Here is a 16,750-nt window from a genome sequence, read left to right as displayed (position 1 = left end):
TCGCACGTTGGGTCGGTGTGCGCCATGGAGGGCCGTCCGGGGTGTTATTGACCGCGCCGAAATCGCCGCCGCTCGCACCCAGCGTACTCCCCGGGGAATCGGTACCCACATGACACCCCTATCGATGAGCGGCGAAAAAGCTCTAAACCGCCCGATCTAACGCGTGGACCCCTATAGGGGGATATTTCCTTGACCATGCCCTCCATCGATCGCAAAGTTGCAGCGGGCCCGCCGGTATCCAGCGTCTCTGATTGGCTTAGCGATCCTGTGCGTTACACGGAATCAAGGCACAACGAGCTGCCCGGTGTTCACCAATCGTCTTCGTGCCCTGGTGCCGACGACTGGAGTCGTCGGCCCGTCGAGCACGTCCCTCCGGACGCTGACCGGTCAGGCGTGCACGGCCTGACCGGGGAGGGTGCCCGACGTCGCCTGGGCGCCGGGCGTGCCGGTAACAGCATGCCACGACATAACTACGATCCGCTAATCGAATCAGAAAGCCTCCCCGACTCCCATGACCTTCGATGTCTGTGAGGGTGTGCCATGACGTTGACCGAAGCCGCCGACAGCCACCGTTCCCCTGATTCCCCTGGCTCCACCGTCGCCGCCCGGAACCGGGCCCGTCTCGTCCTCCTCAGCGTCCTCGCGGGCGCGGTCGCCGCCTCCCTGTGGTCCTTCCACTTCGTCGACAGCGTCATCGGGGACAACGTCGCCAACACGCTGCTCGGCTACGACGCCAAGGGCACCGCCATCACCGGCGTCGTCGCCGGGGCGATCTTCGCGTTCGTGTCCGGGCTCGCCGGCACCTTCACCGCCTGCAACGTGGCCGCGTTCGGCGCGGTGCTCCCCCTGGTCCGCCAGGGCGCGTCCTGGCGGGACCGCCTGCGCGAGACGCTGCGCCCGCTCAGCCGCCTGGCGCTCGGCATGATCGTCGTCAGCGGTGTGTACGGCGCCGTCGGGGCCCTCCTCGGCGAGCGTCTGCCGCAGCTCTCGAAGGCGACGATCGGCGACGGGCTGCCCGTGCGGCTGCTCCAGGCGTCCGTGGTGTTCGGGCTGGTCGGGCTGGCCTTCCTCTGGCTCGGCCTGGCCTCGCTGAAGATCCTCCCCGACCCGCTGGCGCGCCTGGAGCGCCGCTACCCGAACGTGCGCATGGTCGTGCTCGGCGCGCTGGTCGGCGGCTTCCTCATCGGCCGCCCGTTCCCGCTGTTCCACAAGCTGTTCGAGTACGCCGCCGAGATCCACAACCCGCTGTACGGGGCCGCGGTGTTCATCCTGCAGTCCCTTGGCAACATCGTGGTGATGGCGGTGCTGTTCGCCGTCCTCATGCTCGCCGCGCGCGGGCGCTTCCCCCGGTGGCTGGCGGCCAAGCCCGGACGCCTGGCCACGGTGGCGGCGGTCGCCTTCCTCGTCGCGGGCTCGTTCACCCTGATCTACTGGGACATCCGCCTGCCGTCGATGTTCGGCTACGGCTGGTATCCCGTCGTCCCCTGGTAGGCCCGCGCCCGATCGAAGTGCAGGCGCACGCTGGTGCCCGACGGGCGGTGGTGGACCCGCACCAGGTCGGCCAGCTCGTTGACGATGACCAGCCCGCGGCCCCGCCTGGTGTGGTCCGGCGGGGGGATCCGCCCCGCGAGCGGGTCGGTGATCTGCCCCGAGTCGTCGAGCTGGCACACCAGCGTGCCGTCTTCGAGCCAGACCGTCACCGTTCCGGGTCCGCAGGTGTACTCGGCGGTGTTGGTCGCCAGCTCGTTCATCGCGATGAGGACGTCGCCGACGCGCCACTCGTCCAGCCCCGCCGACGCGCCGCAGTCGGCGAGGAAGGCGCGCACGCCCGGGAGCCCGCCCGTGCCGTTGAACGTGTGGGACGCGGCGTGCGGCGGGGGCGCGGGCAGCGGCTCGTCGAACAGGGCGGCGGCCTGCGCCGGGCCGGTGTAGGCGGGGCTCGGCCGCGAGCCCGCCGCGTCCTGGAGCAGGGGGTGCGTGCGCTCGGCGTCGGCGAGCGCGCGCGCCTCCAACCCCGTGGCGTCGTAGGGGCAGAGGATGGTCGCCTCCCGGCCGGCGAACGCGGCGTTGATCAGGGCCTCGTGCGTGGCGCAGGCCGGGTACTCCAGCTCGGTGCGGCCCTTCCAGATCGGCTCCCCGATGATCCACACGCGGCGCCCGGGGTGCGCGTGGGCGAAGGCCAGCAGCACCGAGGGGATGATGCGGCCGGGGTTGCGGCCCGCGACCGCCATGTCCGCGAACTTCACCCGGCCGGCGTCGTCGCCGAGCCCCGCGCGGATCGCCTCGCCGCCGCCGGGTACGGCCACCATGGCCGGGTCGCCGAGCGCCAGCGCCTCTCGCAGGAACGCCGTGCACCGCGACGTGTACTCGATCTCGTCGCGGTAGAACAGGCCGACGTGCCGGAACGGTTCGACGGCCTGGGCAGGTGCTGCCGGTGATGTCTGCTTCATAGCTGGTTGCCCGAAGTGGAGGGGGCGCGGGCCGTCCGCGCCTCGGTATTTCGCCGGCGCTCCTCGCCGGGAAACGCCTTGTTCGTCCAGCTCATATCGCCTACCACCCTGTAGTCCCGCATATGCACTTCCCCGTGCCGCGGCGATCTCACGCGGCGGCCTCTAGCTCACGCGAACGGGTGGCGACGGGCGAAAACCTCGCTTTCCTCCAAAGTGAACCTCATTTGTCCCACTCCAGGCAAAGCGTGGAGGCAACTGATCACATGCTCCGGGACGCCGATGGCGCCGACCAGGCCCATGGCCGGGTGCGGCGCCGGTCGCTGTGGCGGTGCCCGCACGCCCGCGACCGCCCCCTGAGATCGCCGGGGCCGCCCCTAGGGCCCGGATCGCACACTCCGTGACCCGGCGGGCGCGGATCGTGATTGCCGGGGGGTCGGATCTCCACTTATGCTGCGCCCCATGGGAATCCCTACCGAACCGATCGGCAGCATCCCCCGGCCCCCCGCCCTGCTCGCCGCCCTCTCCGGCCACGCCGAGGGGAAGATCGGCGACGCCGAGCTCGCCGCCCGGCAGGACGAGGCCATTGCCGACACCATGGCCCGCCTCGAACAGGCGGGCTCACCGGTGCTGGTCGACGGAGAGCAGTCCAAACCGAGCTTCGTCACCTATCCCCTCGCGGGGCTGACCACTCTGGCCCCCGACGGCGCCGTGATCCCGTTCGCAGACGGGCACACCCGCCAACTGCCGTGCCTGACGGCCGGCCCGTTCCGCTACCAGCGGCACGCCGTCACCTACCTGCGCGCCGCGCGGGGCCACACGACGCTCCCGGTCAAGCAGGCGATCATCGCCCCCTCGGCGCTGAGCCTGCTCTACCCGGCCGCCGGCGTGGACGGCTACCCGCGCAAGGCGTTCCTGGACGACCTGACCGCCGAGGCCGAGGCCGAGATCCGCGAGTGCCTGGACGCGGGCGCGCACGCCGTCCAGCTCGACTTCACCGAGGGACGGCTGTCGCTCAAGCTCGACCCCAGCGGGTCGGTGCTGGACGACTTCGTCGCCCTGAACAACCAGGTGCTGGAGCGCTTCACCGACGCCGAGCGGGCCCGCATCGGCGTGCACACCTGCCCCGGCGGCGACCAGGACTCCACGCACAGCGCCGACGTCGACTACGCGGGTCTGCTGCCGAAGCTCTTCCAGCTCAAGGCCGGCAACTTCTACATCCAGCTCGCCGGGGAGCCCGACCCCGAGCGGGTGCTCGGCATCATCGCCGAGAACCTGCGCCCCGGGGTCAGGGTCTTCGTCGGCGTGACCGACCCGATCGACCCCGTCGTCGAGACGCCCGAGCAGGTGCGCGACCGCGTGCTCGCCGCCGCGCGGCGCATCCCGCCCGACCAGCTCGGCACCTGCGACGACTGCGGTTTCTCCCCTTTCGCCGACGACACCTCCACCTCCCGCGACACCGCGTTCGCCAAGATCGCCGTCCGCGTCGAGGGCACCCGCCTGGCCTCCGAGGCCCTCGGCCTCTGACCGCGCCCGCAGCCTTCCTCGCCGCCCACCGCGGACGAGGGAGGCTTTTGGCGTTCCCGGCGGGCAACCTTCCGCGCGGCCGGGGCGTACTGGAGGGCATGAGATGGGACCAGAGCGCGTGAGCGCGCGGCACGAAGCGTTCACCGAGTTCGTCGCGGCCAGCGGCACGCGGCTGTTACGCATGGCCTACCTGACCTGTGGCTCCCACGACGACGCCGAGGACGTCCTCCAGGTCGCGCTGGAACGCGCGTACCGGAACTGGGGGCGGCTGTGGGACGAGGCGGACCCGGAGCCCTACGTCCGGAGGATCATCGTCAACACGGTGATCAGCCGGGCGCGGCGGCGGGCGATCCTGCGGATCGTGCCGACCGCCGCGCCCCCTGACCGCCCGGCGCGCGACACCGACGTGGAACTGCGGCGGGTGCTCGTGGACGGCCTGCGGCGCCTGCCGCCGAGGCAGCGCGCGGTGCTCGTGCTGCGGTACTGGGAGGACCTGAGCGAGGCGCAGACCGCCGAGATCCTCGGATGCTCGGCGGGGACCGTCAAGAGCCAGGCGTCGAAGGGACTCGCCAGGCTCCGCTCGGTCATCGCCGGGGACTTCGACGGGACTTTGGAAGGAGTGATCGGAAATGCCCATGCTTGAGGACGACCTGCAGCGGGCCATGTGGGAGGAGACCGGCCACCTGCGCGCGGCGCCCGACCTCGCCGAGCGGGTCGTACGGCGGGCGCGGCGGCGGGCCGTGCGGGTCAGGGTCATCGGGAGCGCGGTGGCGGCGGTGGTCGCCGTGTCCGGGGCCGTGTTCGCGCAGGGGGTGTTCGCCAAGCGCTCGGAGGTGGCGGTGGGCGTGCGGGACGAGCCCTCCGTCGTCGCCGGGGTCCGGGTCCGGTACGTGCCCGAGGGCCTGGGGAGCCCGAGGGAGGGCCAGGCGCGCGACGGCCGGCTCAACGGCAGGAGCCTCACCTGGGGCGCGGGGCCCGATCTGGTTCGCGTGACCGCGTACCGCTTCTCGGAGAACGGCTTCTCGGACGCCGTCCGCATGTTCTCGGACGACGGCCTCGCGGCGAGTTCCGTCGGCCTCGGCCCGGGCGAGCCCGCGACGGTGCGCGGGCGCGTGGCCCGGTCGGTGTCCGGGGAGGGCACGTCCACGCTGGTCTGGCTGGAACAGATGGGCGTCCTCACCCTGCGGGTGACCGTCGGCGCGAACCGGGTGGACGACCTGCGGAGGATCGCCGACGGGCTGTGGGTCGACCCGAGCGGCCCTGCGGGCGGCACCCTCGAAGGGCTGCGCGTTCCCTACCTGCCCGAGGGCGTCTTCCTGCACCACCGGCCGCTCTCGGTCATCGACACCAAGGGCGGCGCATGGGTAGACGCGCCGTCCGCGAAGTGGACCGGCGAGAACGGCGGCGAGGTGGTTCTGAGTGCCGTGCGTGGTACCGACGCCAGGACGCTGGAGGACCTGGTGCGCTGGTCGCGCGCGACCAAGGAACAGGCGGCCGCGTTGCGGACGGTCACGACGCATGGCAGGCCCGCCTACGCCGGCGTGATCGACGTCTTCGGCAGCAGGAAGTCGTCCGTGTGGATGTGGGTGGAGAAGCCGGGCCTCGGCTTCCTGCTGACCGTCACCGAGCCGCTCGCGGGCGAGCTGGACCGGATCGCCGAGGCCATCGTCCCGGTGGACGACCCGGTGCCGGCCGAGGACGGCGGCGGGGTGGACGGGGTCCCGGTGACCTACGTTCCCGCCGGGCTCACCCGCGCGACGCCCGACGCCACCGACATGGGCGACGGCTGGACCTCGGTGACGGGCCGCTGGTCGGCCGGGTCCGGCGGGGAGATGCGCGTCAAGGTCATCAGAGGCGCCATCGTCAGGAGCTCCGGCTGGCCTGAGGGGTACTTCGACCAGGGCCGGTTGACGGACATCGGCAAGCTGACAGGGGCGATGGACACCCGTCCAGACGGGACGGTCGAGTTCCTGGCGGCCACCACCGGCAACCTGGCGGTCGCGGTCACGCTGAGCCCGGACATGGCCGGGGAGCTGAACCGCGTCGTGCAGGGCCTCAAGCCCTTGATACAGCCCAGCGCGTCGACAGTGCACACGAAGGACTAGAGGCACCCGACCCCCCGCGCGCGCCCACGGGGGCCGCGCGGGGGTCAGCGCAGGGCCGAGCGCAGCTCCCACAGTTCGGGGTAGAAGCGGTCGCCGAGGCGGGCGGTGAGGTGGGCGGCGCCGGTGGTCCCGGCGGTGCCCGCCCGGCGGCCGATCTGGCGTTCGACCATGAGCACGTGCCGGAAACGGAAGGCCGACCACCCCTGGTCGTGCTCGACGAGGGCCTCGGCGAGCTCCCAGAGCGCCGCGTGGTCGGCCCGGTTCGCGGCGATCTCCAGGTACGTGGCGAACCTGTCCCCCTTGGTGCCCACGCGGAAGCCCGCCTTGACCAGGACGGCGAGGAAACCGTCCCACAGCGTCGGCGCGGACGCGCCGGGACGCGGCTCGCCGGACAGCAGCTCGATCGCGCGGAACTGCGCCGACTGCGCGCCGCTCGCCGAGCCGAGCGCGTCACGGAAACGCAGGAAGTCGGGCGGCGACATCGTGTCGAGGATGTCGAACTGGTCCACCAGCATGCGCGCGATGACGTGGCACCGCCGCAGCCGCAGCCGCGGAAGGTAGCCGTCGCCCGCCATCATGTGGTCGCGGGCGTCGGACAGCTCGGTAAGCATCTGCCGGAACCACAGCTCGCATACCTGGTGCACCGTGATGAACAGCAGTTCGTCGTGCTCGACGGGGACGGACCTCGGGCGCCGCAGGTCGAGCAGGGCGGGCAGGCGCAGGTACTCCTCGTAGGTCAGTGACGTGAGTGACGTTAGTGACGAGACCGACCTGGGTGACGTGGGTGACATGGTGCCGACCCTTCATGGCCGCGGTGACGATGGGTGGCGCGTCGTTGGGTGCTGTACCGGCGGGTCCTGCGGAGAGGGAAGACGTCCAGATATGTCCTGCGGAGGCGGAGGGTGTCCCGATGCGTCCTGCGGAGACGGGGGGCGTCCCGGCGGGTTCTGCGGGGACGGCAGGAGGTGGTGTGCGGCGAAGGCCTCGGCGGCGCCGGGGACGTCCAGCACGCCCGCCGACTGGAAGGTCCGCACGGTGGCCTGGCAGGTGTCGGCGAGCTGCCCGGCCGCGGCCTCGCCGAGATAGCAGTCCGCGACGACCTGGTCCGCGGTGGCGGCGTCCAGGCCCGCCAGCAGGAGCGAGGCGCGCACCGGCTCGACGTCCCAGGTCAGGCATGCGTGGACGAGCGCGGGCAGCGTCCGGGCCACCGGCGCGCGCAGGCCGGGGTCGATGCCGGTCCACAGCTCGGCGAAGAAGCCCGAGAAGAAGCGGTGGTGGCGGCCCTCGTCCTTGGCGTGGTCGCGGGTCAGGTCGCGGACGACGCCGACCACGGACGGGTCGTTCGGGATCTCGTTGAGCACGGCGGTGATGAGCGTCTCGAACACGACGGTCTGCAGCAGCGGCACCAGCGCGGGCGCGTCCGGCAGCAACGCGCGTCCGGTCAGCTCCAGCCGGTCCACGAAGCCGCCGTAGTCCCATGGCGGGATCGCGATGCCGGTCGCGTCCGCGATCTGGCCGGCGAGGTCGAGGCTGTACAGCGCGTGGTAGCCCTCGTCGCAGTAGACCTTGAAGGCGTCCAGCCGCGCGGACACCGGCAGGTCGAGCCCGGCGCGGTTGTTGGCGATCAGTTCGGCGGTGGTGTTGACGACCCGCGTCTCCAGGTGCGTGGTGGAGAGCAGGAACTGGTAGAGGTGCCGGACGGTGAGCTCGCGCCGCCGCTCGGGCGGCAGGCCGGCCAGCGCCTCGTGGTCCAGATAGGGAACGAGGCGCTCGGGGTAGAAGACCTTGCCGGCCTCAGTCTCCTGCGCGAACATGCGGCGGGCCCCGGTCCGGACGCCCGCCGTCTCGTACCACTGGCCGAAGGGACTCCTCACGTCGTATCTCCCATGCTGGCGAGCCGGGCGACGCCGGCGGCGACCGTGCCGGCGTCCGTGGCGTGGCAGAGCCGGAACCAGCCCGGCCGGGGGCAGCCGAACACCGTGCCGGGCAGGATGTTCACCCGCGCGGAGTGGAAGATCCGCCGCCACAGCTCGTGCTCGCCCTCGGCGGTCTTGTCGGGCAGGCGCTCGCTCAGGTCGATCCAGATCGAGAAGCCGCCGTCGGCCTCGACGTGCGGGATGCCGCCGTCCGCCAGCAGGGCCGCGGCGGACGAGTACGAGCGGCCGAGCCGGCGCCGCGACTCGTCGAGGAAGTCCCGCACCCACAGCGTGTCGTCGAGCAGCCGCGTCAGCGTGGCCTGGGTCTGGGTGGAGACGGGCGCGAAGTACGCCAGCGCGCGGGCGGCGGCGCGCACGTCCGGGTCGCGGGTGTGCAGCACGCCCACCTTGAGGCCCGGCAGGCCGAAGTCCTTGGCGAAGCCCCAGATGCCGTGCACCCGGTGGGCATGGTCGCCCGAGAGGGCGGGGTCGAGCATGCTGACGAACGGCTCCGCGCCGAACACCGAGTGGGCGTAGATCTCGTCGGCGATCACGTCCACGTCGTGCGCCCGCGCCACCCGCAGCACCTCCCGCAGCACGGGCTCGGGGTGGACGTGCCCGACCGGGTTGGACGGCGAGGTGATCGCCACGGCGCGCACCGTCACGCCGTCGCGGTGCGCCGTCTTCAGCACGCGGTCTACGGCCTCCGGATCCAGGGTGTACCCGGTGGCTTCGTCCATCGGGGCGGGGATCAGCCGGGCGCCGGAGCGGCCCGCCAGGTCGGTGTCGAACGCCGCGTAGTACGGCGCGGGCACCACGATGGCCTCGCCCGGGTCGCACAGCGCGGTGGCGAGCACGTCCAGCGCGGCGGTCGCGCCGCTGACCACCACCACGTCGTCCGGGTCGATCATGGTGTTCCAGCGGGGCCCGAGCAGCGCGGCGACCGCGGCCCGCAGCTCCGGGGTGCCGTGCAGCGGCCTGTACTGGCAGTCGGGCGCGCGCGGCGGACCGGCCTCCGCCAGGCGGGGGGCGAGCAGGTCCCACACGAGCCGGTTGTCGGCGGTGCCCAGGTTGACGTGGCCACCCGGGTTGTCGGTGGCGTGGTACGGGTCGGCCTCGGCCTCGAAGTGGGCCGCCGCGATCGCCGGGACGTCGGCGACGAGCCGCCGGGCGGTCCGCGACAGCATCAGCGCACGCCTTCCGGTTGCGATTCCACGGGCGCGGCGGCCGGCATGCCGGTCAGCAGGCCCGGGTGCACGCCGAGGCCCATGGACGCGTCGATCACCGCTCCGTGCAGCGGCACGGCGTGGTCGCCGGTCAGCCACCACACGACCTCGGCGATCTCCTCGGGCTGCAGCAGCCGTCCCCGGGGCAGGCGCGACTCCAGCGCCGCCCGCTCGCCGGTCGTCAGCCCGGACAGCGTGCTCGCCTCCAGCATGGCCGTCTCCACCGCGCCCGGGCTGACCGCGAAGACCTCGACCGGCCGGTGCGCCAGCTCCGCGGCCAGTTGCTTGGTGAGGTAGGCGAGCGCGGCCTTGCTCATGCCGTCGGCGATGTGGAAGCCGGGGAACACGGAGATGCCGCCGCCGACGCTCGCGACGTTCACCACCTTGCCGTAGCCGCGTTCGAGCATGCCCGGCAGCAGCCGCTGGATCAGCCACAGGGGGCCGACGCTGTTGACGCGCAGGAAGGCGGCCACGCGCTCGTGGTCGGGGCCGGGGACGTAGTCCTCCACCGTCTTGGAGCCGACGGCCGCGTTGTTGACCAGCACGTCCACGGGGCCGGGCAGCGCGTCCAGAAGCTGTTCGTGGCTGGCCCACTCGCCCTGGTCGAACTCGAACGCCCCCGACTGCGCGCCCGCGTCGGCCAGTTCGGCCACGAGTTCCTCGGCCCTGGACCTGCCGGAGCGATAGGTGAACCACACCCGGTCACCTCCGGCGGCGAACCGCCGTACGCACGCCCGTCCGATCCCGGCCGAACCGCCGGTCACCAGCACCGTCCGCGATCTCGCCGGCATCGCACGCCTCCTGTCCGCCGGTCGGCCCGGGCCGACCGCTCGCGCCTCTCATATGCCAGGTCGTGCGATGTGCGGGCTCATACGCCGAGCAGGGCCAGCACCGCCCGGCCCAGCGGGTCGCCGGGGTCGGCGAGCCCCATCGGCAGGTCGAAGTGGTGACGGCCGGGCACCACCATGTCGGTGACGTCCAGGCCGTTCGCGCGCGCCGCGGCGACCAGGTGGTCCTGCTGGTCGGCGAATCCGATCGGCTCGTCGGCGCCCCGCACGGCCAGCAGCGGCGGCATGCCCGGGCGCAGCGCCCGTACCGGGCTGTTGCGCTCCGCCTCGTCCGCCGTGAGCCGGATCGCGGGGCCGATCGAGGCGTGCAGCAGGGGCTCCAGCTCGTAGAGGCCGCTGAGCAGCACGGCGGCGCTCACCGGCTCGGCGTCCAGGCACATCGCGACGAGCTGGGCGCCGGCCGAGTGCCCGGCGAGGACGATGCGCCGTTCGTCCACGCCGAGCGCCGTGGCGTTTCGGCGCAGCCACCGGACTCCGCGCCGCGCCATCTCCACGATCTCGTCCAGCCGGTATCGGGGCGCGAGGCCGTACCCGAGGGCGGCGTACGCGGCCCCGCTCGCGACGAGAGCCGGGGCGGGGAACGTGGAATCGGTCTCGCTCAGCTCCTGCCAATATCCGCCGTGCACGAAGACCAGCAGGGGTGCTCCGGGCGATTTCGCGGGGAAGAATTGCAGCCGCTCCGCCTCGCCGGGCCCGTACGCCAGGTCGCGCCACAGGGACATGTGGCGGGCCTCCTCGGAAAGATGGGCGTATTCCTTGAGGAACGGGTCCGGGGAAACGCTCAGGCCCGGCAGATATGCCTCGTCCCAGCGGTGCCGGTCGGTGCCCCAGCCGCGGTCCGGCAGGGGCCGGGTGTCCGCTCTCGCGATCATTGGGGTACTCCGGTAATCGTTGTCACGGCAAATATGCCTTTGGGCCTGGATGAACGCACTTGTCCAAGATCCCATCTGGGCGAGGCGCGCAGGCACCTTTCCCGGGAAGACCACCGGCACACCGTTAACTGATCCGAACCACCCGTACGAGTTCCCTACGTTTTCCCGGTCGTCTGGGACTCGACCTGCCCGCGCATCTACCGGATACCGGCTAATCGCTGGGAGGTTTCCTTGACCCCGATGGCGAGAGGCGTTTCTCGTCACCGAATGAGGCTTTTGTTCGGGACAGCGTTGTTCGTGGTGCCCGGTCAGGCGACTGCTGGCGGATTCCCGCCCGATCCTTCACCGCCGACGTCATCTGGCCCCCGACGAAGCCGTCCGCCCCCTGCTCTGCCCGCCGTACGGCGACGTCGGAGGTCGCCGGAGGGGTGGCCGTTCGTGCGCGGTGCCGGTTCGTGGCGCGTAGCTCGAGGACGCCGAGTGCGCGCAGCCGTTCCAGGCTGAGCCCCAGGTACGCGGCGGCGGGGGTCGCGATGATCGACCCCACGGTGTCGGCCGGGTAGTGGGCTCCCAGGTAGACCCGGGCCAGCATCTGCGCGACCACCACCAGGCCGCCGCCAACGACGACGGCCCGGAAGTGGCGTGTCCGCCGGGCCAGCAGGGCGACGGCGATCGCCATCGACAGCGTCAGGCACACGTGGCCGCTCGGGAAGCTGTTGTCGCCGAGCTCGCCGAGCAGGGCGTGTGCGACCGGGGGCCGGGGACGGCCGATGGCGATCTTGAGGATGGCGCTGACGCCCCAGCCCGCGAGCACGACGGCCGTCGTCCGCCAGGCGGCACGCCTGCGCCCGGTGAAGACGAGCGCCGCGACGAGGCCGGCCACGGCGACGGTGCCGACGACCGGGTTGAAGCCGATGTCGAGCGCCCGCGCGACCACGGTGAGCCACGGAGTCCGGACGGACTGGATCGCCTGGCCGAGCGCCGCGTCCCGCGCCGTCCAGCCGGGTGTGCGCGCCGCGAACCCGAGGAGCGAGGCGAGGGACAGCAACAGCACGCTCACGAGGAGCCGGACGGCGTTCACGGACCCCTTCACAGGCCCCTCAAGATTCGCAGGTCCCTCAAGGTTCACGGACCCCTTCGCAGGTCCCTCAAGGTTCACGGACCCCTTCGCAGGTCCCTCAAGGTTCACGGACCCCTTCGCAGGTCCCTCAAGGTTCACGGACCCCTTCATAGGTCCCCCAAGGTTCACGGATCCCTTCATAGGTCCCCCAACGTTCACGGATCCCTTCACAGGTCCCTCAAGACGGTCAGTGGCGGGCGGCGGGCCGCGCGCAGGGCGAGTGCTCCGGCGGCGGGTAGGACGATCAGCCCCACGGCCGCCATGGCGGCCACCTGGCCCCAGGGGACGGCGAGCTGATCGGGTGCCGGATCGAACACACCGGTGAGGACGACCACGAGCATCTGCGCCAGCGCCCACCCCGCCGCCGCGCCGAGCACGGTCGCGCCGAGCGCGACCAGGCCGACCTCCGTCCAGATGAAGGCGCCGAGCTGGCGCGGCCGGGCGCCCAGCACCCGGGCCAGGGCGAACGTGCGGCGCCGCTCGGTGAAGCCGAGGATCAGCAGCAGCCCGGTCGCCGCGGCGGCGAGCGCCAGGCCGTACCCCAGCTCGATGGCGCTGAGCCCGGACAGATCGACGGCCGTGAGGCTGGAGCCGACGACCTTGCGCGTGGTGTCCAGGTCGGTGATCCCGGCGTCCGGGCCGAGCCGGTCCCGCACCCGGCCGGCGACCACGTGGGGCGCGGTCCCGTCGGTGGAGATCAGGAAGGTCGTCGAGCCGCACCCGCCGGGGCACGCGGAGGCCAGGTAGGAGGCGTTGGCGACCAGGAAGCTGTCGCGGGGGGCGGTGGGGAACTCGGTGACGATGCCGGCGTAGTGGAACGGGACGATCCGTCCGTCCTGCGTCCGTAGCCGGAGCAGGTCTCCGGGGCGCAGTTGGAAGTCGTTGACGGTTTCCTGGCTGACCAGCAGGGCGTCGGGGCGCGCGGCCAGCTTCTTGACGGCCCCGGCGGCGGTGTCCCCGGGGAAGTACGTGTCCTGCAGGTGGGTGGCGGCCAGGACGGTCCCGGGCCGGACGCCGTAGAGGTCCTGCAGGTCCGATCCGACGTAGGCGAAGCCGTGCTGGAGCGGTTCGACGCCCGACACGCCGGGGACGGCGGAGAGCTGGGCCTCGGTGGCGGTGGACCGGGTCACGGTGACGTCCGCGCCGTTGGTCAGCACGGCGTCCACGAGCGCCTGCCGGCGGTAGGTGGCGTTGAACGTGGCCGTGGACAGGACGAAGGCGACGGCCAGGGCGGCCATGGTCACGCCGCGGCTCAGCGGCCCGGCCTGCCGGGCCAGGGACACCGCGACGGTCCCGGCGAGCCGGCCGGCCAGGGGTGAGGACAGCCGGGCGACGATGGCCCGCCCGGGGCCGAGGAGCAGGCGTGTGAGCCGCCACATGAGCAGGCCCGCGCCCGCCCACAGCAACGCCGGCCCGGCGAAGGCCCAGTAGTCGACGGAGATCTGGGTCAGTCCTTCGGGCACGAGGACGAGCTGGTGGCCGGTGCCGCTGGTCAGCTTGAAGACGACCAGCGAGGTGGCGATGAGGACGAGGTCGAGCCCGTAGCGCAGCGGGACCGGCATTCGTCCGCCGATGGTGATCGGCGCGCGCCCGGCGACCACGCCCGCGGGACGCAGCGCCGCGGGCAGTACGGTGCCGCAGGCGACCAGCAGCCCGACGACGGCGCTGGCGATCGTCCATCCGGCCGCGCCGCCGAGGCCCGCCGTGCTGTGCGACAGCCACCCGGTGAGGGCGGCCAGGCCGAGGCCCACGACGGCGCCGGCGGCGCCCACGGCCAGCGTCTCGGCCAGTGCGAGCCGCAGGAAGGTCGCGGGCGAGGCGCCCCGGGTGCGCAGCAGGGCTTGGTCGGCGGTCCGCCGTACGGCGCCGACGCGGGTGATCGACGCCGTGAGCAGGATCGCGAGCACCACGCCCGGGACGCCGAGGAAGACGAACAGGAGCTGGGAGTAGAGGGCGTCCTCGCGGGCCGCGCCGAGGGCGGCGCCGAGGTTGTCGCCGACCAGGCCGGTGCCCGCCATGCGCACCTCCAGGTTGCGGGCGGCGCCGGTGACCTTGATGTAGGCGTCGGCGGGGTCGGGCGGCAGGCGGTGGTCCAGCCGTACGTGGAACTGCGTGCGCACCCGGTCGCGGGGGATCGCGTCGAACAGCGCGTGCCATTCACTCGACGGCAGGATCAGCACGTTGTCCGGCGGGGCCGTGGGCTGGGCGCCGGGCGGTGCGCCGACCCGCTGGAAGAGGGAGTCGGCCTCGGGCAGTTCGACCACGCCGGCGATCTTCACCTGGGCGTCCGGGAGTCCGGGCCGGTGGACGCTGATCGTCGAGCCGGGGACGGCGCGCAGGTTGGCGGCGGTCTGCTGGGCGAGGAGGGCGCCGGAGGCGGTGCCCGTGAGCAGCCTCATCTGGCCGGGGAAGACGGTCGCGTAGTCGCCGGGCAGGCCGAGGGCCCGTCCCGGCCCCGTGGGGACGGTCCGCCCGGACTGCCGGTTTTCCAGGCCGTCGAACTGGGCGAAGTCCACCTGCCGCGAGGTGCCGGGCATCGGTACGGAGATCTTGGCGCCCGGCTGGGCCTCGACCTGCCAGTCGACGGCCACACGTGCGACCGAGCGGGTGGTCATGGTGGCCTTGGCGGACGCGAGGAACACGCCGAGCGCGGCCGGGAGGGCCACGGCGAGGGCGATCCCGGCGGCGGCGCCGGCGAGCCGTCCGCCGCGGCGGGTCAGCAGGCCGCGCAGCCAGAGGATGGTCAGCATTCCAGCGCCCCGTCTCGCATTCGCCAGTGGATGGGCAGGAGGCCGGCGATCATCTGGTCGTGCGTGGCGATGACCAGCGCGGCCGTCAGCCGCCGGGCGACGGTGATGAGCAGCTCCACCACGCGGGCCGCGAGCGCGGAGTCCAGCTGCGCGGTCGGCTCGTCGGCGATGATCAGTCGCGGGGACCCCGCCAGGACGCGAGCGACGGCGACCCGCTGCGCCTGCCCGCCGGACAGCTCCTGCGGCAGCTTGCCCGCCAGGTCGCCGATGCCCACCGAGTCCAGCGCGCGCAGCGCCATGGCCCGGGCGTCGACGTCGGGGAGCCCGGCGATGAGCAGGGGCAGGGCGACGTTCTCGGCGGCGTCCAGCGGAGGGAGCAGGCTGGGCCCCTGGAAGACGACGCCGATGCGGCCCCGGGGCCGGTCGTCCAGCTCGGGCCACGCGACGGTCCCCGTGGTCGGCCGGTCCAGGCCCGCGAGCAGGTGGAGCAGCGTGGTCTTGCCCGACCCGGACGGGCCCATCAGAGCGACCTGGTCGCCGGGGGCCAGGGTGCAGCTCACGCCGTGGACGGCGACCACGGCCTTGCTTCCCCTGCCGTAGGTGCGGGCGACATCCTGGCAGGTCACGACGGCCGTGCCCATCACGCCACCCGTCCGTCGGCGATGCGGACGACGCGGTCGGCGACACGGTGGACGGCCGCGCTGTGCGAGGCGATCACGACGGCGACCCCGTAGCACGCCTGGTCCTTGATCAGGCTCAGGACGGACGCCTCGTTGCCCGCGTCCAGTTCCCCCGTGGGCTCGTCGGCCACCAGCAGGACGGGCTTGCAGGCCATCGCGACGGCCAGCGCCGCGCGGGCCGCCTCGCCTCCCGAGAGGCGGCTGGGCCAGGCGTCCGCCAGCGTGGCGATGCCCAGCCGGTCGAGCGTCTCGGCCATATGGGCGGGGTCGGGCCGTGCGGCCAGGCTCTGCGCGAGCCGCGCGTTCTGCGCGACCGTGAGGTGCTCGATGAGGTTGCCGCTCTGGAACACCACGCCCACCAGCCGCGCCCGCAGCCGCGCCTTGTCGGCCTCGCTCCGGTGGCTCACCCGCTCGCCGGAGATCCGCACCGTGCCGCCGTCCGGGTCGTCCAGGCCCGCGACGCAGTTCAGCAGCGTCGACTTGCCCGAGCCGGACGGGCCGCTGATCGCGACGACCTCCCCCTCGTCGACGTTCAGCGAGACCCCGCGCAGCGCGCGCGTCTCCTCGTCGCCGGAGCGGTAGAAGCGGTAGAGCTCGTCCGCCTGGAGGATCATGACGTCCACCGGAACGAGTCGGAGACCGTCCGCCAGGGGTCGACGTTGTCGGCGCCGACCGGCCCGGTCAGCGTGAGCACCGCCCGGCGCCCGCCCTTGGTGAAGACGTACCGCTCGACCTCGTCCCTGATGACCTTGTTCGTCACCGGGTCCGGCGCGCTGTCGACGCGGTAACGGGTCAGCTCGGCCTCGCCGCCCTTGCGGCTGACCTTCTTCTGGTCCACCCGCTCGATCCCGGGCGGGTCGGACGGCGGGCCGATCTCGATCCGGACGCTGTTCAGCTTGTCGGAGAAGCTCGCGCCGGTGGGCAGGTCGGTGCGCTCCCACCCCTCCGGGATCTTCACCTCGTACCCCTGGCCCTGCGGCCGGAACGGGAGGAAGACGGTGTCGTCCGGGATGTCGCCCGGGGGACTGGACTCGGTCGGGTGCGCGGCGGGCTGAGTGGCGGCCTGAGTAGCGGGCTGAGTGGCCTGGGTGGCGGTCGGGCCCACTGGCGCGGTGGCCGCCGTCGGGGTCGGGTCGGCGGCGTTCCCGCCGCACGCCGTGGCTGCCATGGCCACGACCAGCGCAAGGACGGTGTGTCGCGCGTTCATGGCGCCAACGTAGGATCGGGCGGGTCAGCGTCGGCTGAGCGGTAGGTTAACG

General features: G+C 72.8%; 15 protein-coding genes. 4 read left to right on the top strand and 11 right to left on the bottom strand.

Features of this window, described 5'->3' with window-relative positions:
• Window positions 1–540: 540 nt before the first annotated feature.
• Complete coding sequence (locus AB0H21_RS29490) at window positions 541–1,491, top strand: hypothetical protein (RefSeq protein ID WP_358522890.1); 951 nt, start codon at window positions 541–543, stop codon at window positions 1,489–1,491.
• On the opposite strand, the gene AB0H21_RS29485 is transcribed toward AB0H21_RS29490, so the two are convergent.
• Window positions 1,461–2,450, bottom strand: coding sequence for an anti-sigma factor RsbA family regulatory protein (locus AB0H21_RS29485; RefSeq protein WP_358522887.1), 990 nt, complete (start codon window positions 2,448–2,450; stop codon window positions 1,461–1,463). The two genes, AB0H21_RS29490 and AB0H21_RS29485, sit on opposite strands and share 31 nt — an antisense overlap.
• Window positions 2,451–2,909: 459 nt before the next feature.
• On the opposite strand from AB0H21_RS29485, the gene AB0H21_RS29480 reads away from it, so the two are divergent.
• The 3 genes from AB0H21_RS29480 (at window position 2,910) to AB0H21_RS29470 (ending at window position 6,079) form a co-directional block, all read left to right on the top strand.
• Complete coding sequence (locus AB0H21_RS29480) at window positions 2,910–3,974, top strand: cobalamin-independent methionine synthase II family protein (RefSeq protein WP_358522884.1); 1,065 nt, start codon at window positions 2,910–2,912, stop codon at window positions 3,972–3,974.
• Window positions 3,975–4,077: 103 nt separating this feature from the next.
• Window positions 4,078–4,617 (top strand): SigE family RNA polymerase sigma factor, encoded by a 540-nt coding sequence (locus tag AB0H21_RS29475; protein ID WP_358522881.1) that lies wholly within the window; start codon window positions 4,078–4,080, stop codon window positions 4,615–4,617.
• Complete coding sequence (locus AB0H21_RS29470; protein ID WP_358522878.1) at window positions 4,604–6,079, top strand: hypothetical protein; 1,476 nt, start codon at window positions 4,604–4,606, stop codon at window positions 6,077–6,079. The genes AB0H21_RS29475 and AB0H21_RS29470 overlap by 14 nt, the downstream gene beginning before the upstream one ends.
• 44 nt (window positions 6,080–6,123) lie before the next feature.
• Here the strand turns inward: AB0H21_RS29470 and AB0H21_RS29465 are convergent, their stop codons facing one another.
• From AB0H21_RS29465 to AB0H21_RS29420, 10 genes are all read right to left on the bottom strand, one after another.
• A complete protein-coding gene (locus AB0H21_RS29465) occupies window positions 6,124–6,870 on the bottom strand; it encodes a tryptophan 2,3-dioxygenase family protein (protein WP_358522875.1) in 747 nt (248 codons plus the stop codon).
• A 12-nt stretch (window positions 6,871–6,882) separates the two neighbouring features.
• Window positions 6,883–7,953, bottom strand: coding sequence for a diiron oxygenase (locus AB0H21_RS29460; RefSeq protein WP_358522873.1), 1,071 nt, complete (start codon window positions 7,951–7,953; stop codon window positions 6,883–6,885).
• Window positions 7,950–9,182 carry an aminotransferase class I/II-fold pyridoxal phosphate-dependent enzyme gene (locus tag AB0H21_RS29455; protein WP_358522870.1) on the bottom strand — a complete coding sequence of 411 codons (1,233 nt, stop codon included), beginning with the start codon at window positions 9,180–9,182 and terminating at the stop codon, window positions 7,950–7,952. The genes AB0H21_RS29460 and AB0H21_RS29455 overlap by 4 nt, the downstream gene beginning before the upstream one ends.
• A complete protein-coding gene (locus AB0H21_RS29450; RefSeq protein WP_358522868.1) occupies window positions 9,182–10,012 on the bottom strand; it encodes an SDR family oxidoreductase in 831 nt (276 codons plus the stop codon). Before AB0H21_RS29450 ends, AB0H21_RS29455 begins: the two co-directional genes overlap by 1 nt.
• Before the next feature lie 77 nt (window positions 10,013–10,089).
• A complete protein-coding gene (locus AB0H21_RS29445; RefSeq protein WP_358522867.1) occupies window positions 10,090–10,941 on the bottom strand; it encodes an alpha/beta hydrolase in 852 nt (283 codons plus the stop codon).
• A 211-nt stretch (window positions 10,942–11,152) separates the two neighbouring features.
• Complete coding sequence (locus tag AB0H21_RS29440; protein ID WP_358522865.1) at window positions 11,153–12,022, bottom strand: phosphatase PAP2 family protein; 870 nt, start codon at window positions 12,020–12,022, stop codon at window positions 11,153–11,155.
• 206 nt (window positions 12,023–12,228) lie between these two features.
• The gene (locus AB0H21_RS29435; protein ID WP_358522864.1) at window positions 12,229–14,811 is read right to left on the bottom strand and encodes an FtsX-like permease family protein; all 2,583 of its coding nucleotides are present in this window, start codon (window positions 14,809–14,811) and stop codon (window positions 12,229–12,231) included.
• Window positions 14,805–15,452, bottom strand: a complete 648-nt coding sequence (locus AB0H21_RS29430; RefSeq protein WP_358522861.1) for an ABC transporter ATP-binding protein — start codon at window positions 15,450–15,452, stop codon at window positions 14,805–14,807. Before AB0H21_RS29430 ends, AB0H21_RS29435 begins: the two co-directional genes overlap by 7 nt.
• Window positions 15,452–16,105 carry an ATP-binding cassette domain-containing protein gene (locus AB0H21_RS29425; protein WP_358523156.1) on the bottom strand — a complete coding sequence of 218 codons (654 nt, stop codon included), beginning with the start codon at window positions 16,103–16,105 and terminating at the stop codon, window positions 15,452–15,454. Before AB0H21_RS29425 ends, AB0H21_RS29430 begins: the two co-directional genes overlap by 1 nt.
• The gene (locus tag AB0H21_RS29420; RefSeq protein ID WP_358522859.1) at window positions 16,102–16,698 is read right to left on the bottom strand and encodes a hypothetical protein; all 597 of its coding nucleotides are present in this window, start codon (window positions 16,696–16,698) and stop codon (window positions 16,102–16,104) included. Before AB0H21_RS29420 ends, AB0H21_RS29425 begins: the two co-directional genes overlap by 4 nt.
• Window positions 16,699–16,750 lie beyond the last annotated feature (52 nt).

Origin of the sequence: Sphaerisporangium sp. NPDC051011 (assembly GCF_040653595.1) — a bacterium.
Classification (GTDB): domain Bacteria; phylum Actinomycetota; class Actinomycetes; order Streptosporangiales; family Streptosporangiaceae; genus Sphaerisporangium.
This window is presented reverse-complemented; position numbering and strand designations above follow the sequence as displayed.

Excerpts from the sequence above, each read along its gene's own strand:
- AB0H21_RS29475 (WP_358522881.1), top strand. The coding sequence starts at position 4,078 with ATGGGACCAGAGCGCGTGAGCGCGCGGCACGAAGCGTTCACCGAGTTC.
- AB0H21_RS29490 (WP_358522890.1), top strand. The coding sequence starts at position 541 with ATGACGTTGACCGAAGCCGCCGACAGCCACCGTTCCCCTGATTCCCCT.
- AB0H21_RS29445 (WP_358522867.1), bottom strand. The coding sequence starts at position 10,941 with ATGATCGCGAGAGCGGACACCCGGCCCCTGCCGGACCGCGGCTGGGGC.
- AB0H21_RS29430 (WP_358522861.1), bottom strand. The coding sequence starts at position 15,452 with ATGGGCACGGCCGTCGTGACCTGCCAGGATGTCGCCCGCACCTACGGC.
- AB0H21_RS29470 (WP_358522878.1), top strand. The coding sequence starts at position 4,604 with ATGCCCATGCTTGAGGACGACCTGCAGCGGGCCATGTGGGAGGAGACC.
- AB0H21_RS29450 (WP_358522868.1), bottom strand. The coding sequence starts at position 10,012 with ATGCCGGCGAGATCGCGGACGGTGCTGGTGACCGGCGGTTCGGCCGGG.
- AB0H21_RS29485 (WP_358522887.1), bottom strand. The coding sequence starts at position 2,450 with ATGAAGCAGACATCACCGGCAGCACCTGCCCAGGCCGTCGAACCGTTC.
- AB0H21_RS29465 (WP_358522875.1), bottom strand. The coding sequence starts at position 6,870 with ATGTCACCCACGTCACCCAGGTCGGTCTCGTCACTAACGTCACTCACG.
- AB0H21_RS29420 (WP_358522859.1), bottom strand. The coding sequence starts at position 16,698 with ATGAACGCGCGACACACCGTCCTTGCGCTGGTCGTGGCCATGGCAGCC.
- AB0H21_RS29455 (WP_358522870.1), bottom strand. The coding sequence starts at position 9,182 with ATGCTGTCGCGGACCGCCCGGCGGCTCGTCGCCGACGTCCCGGCGATC.
- AB0H21_RS29435 (WP_358522864.1), bottom strand. The coding sequence starts at position 14,811 with ATGCTGACCATCCTCTGGCTGCGCGGCCTGCTGACCCGCCGCGGCGGA.
- AB0H21_RS29425 (WP_358523156.1), bottom strand. The coding sequence starts at position 16,105 with ATGATCCTCCAGGCGGACGAGCTCTACCGCTTCTACCGCTCCGGCGAC.
- AB0H21_RS29480 (WP_358522884.1), top strand. The coding sequence starts at position 2,910 with ATGGGAATCCCTACCGAACCGATCGGCAGCATCCCCCGGCCCCCCGCC.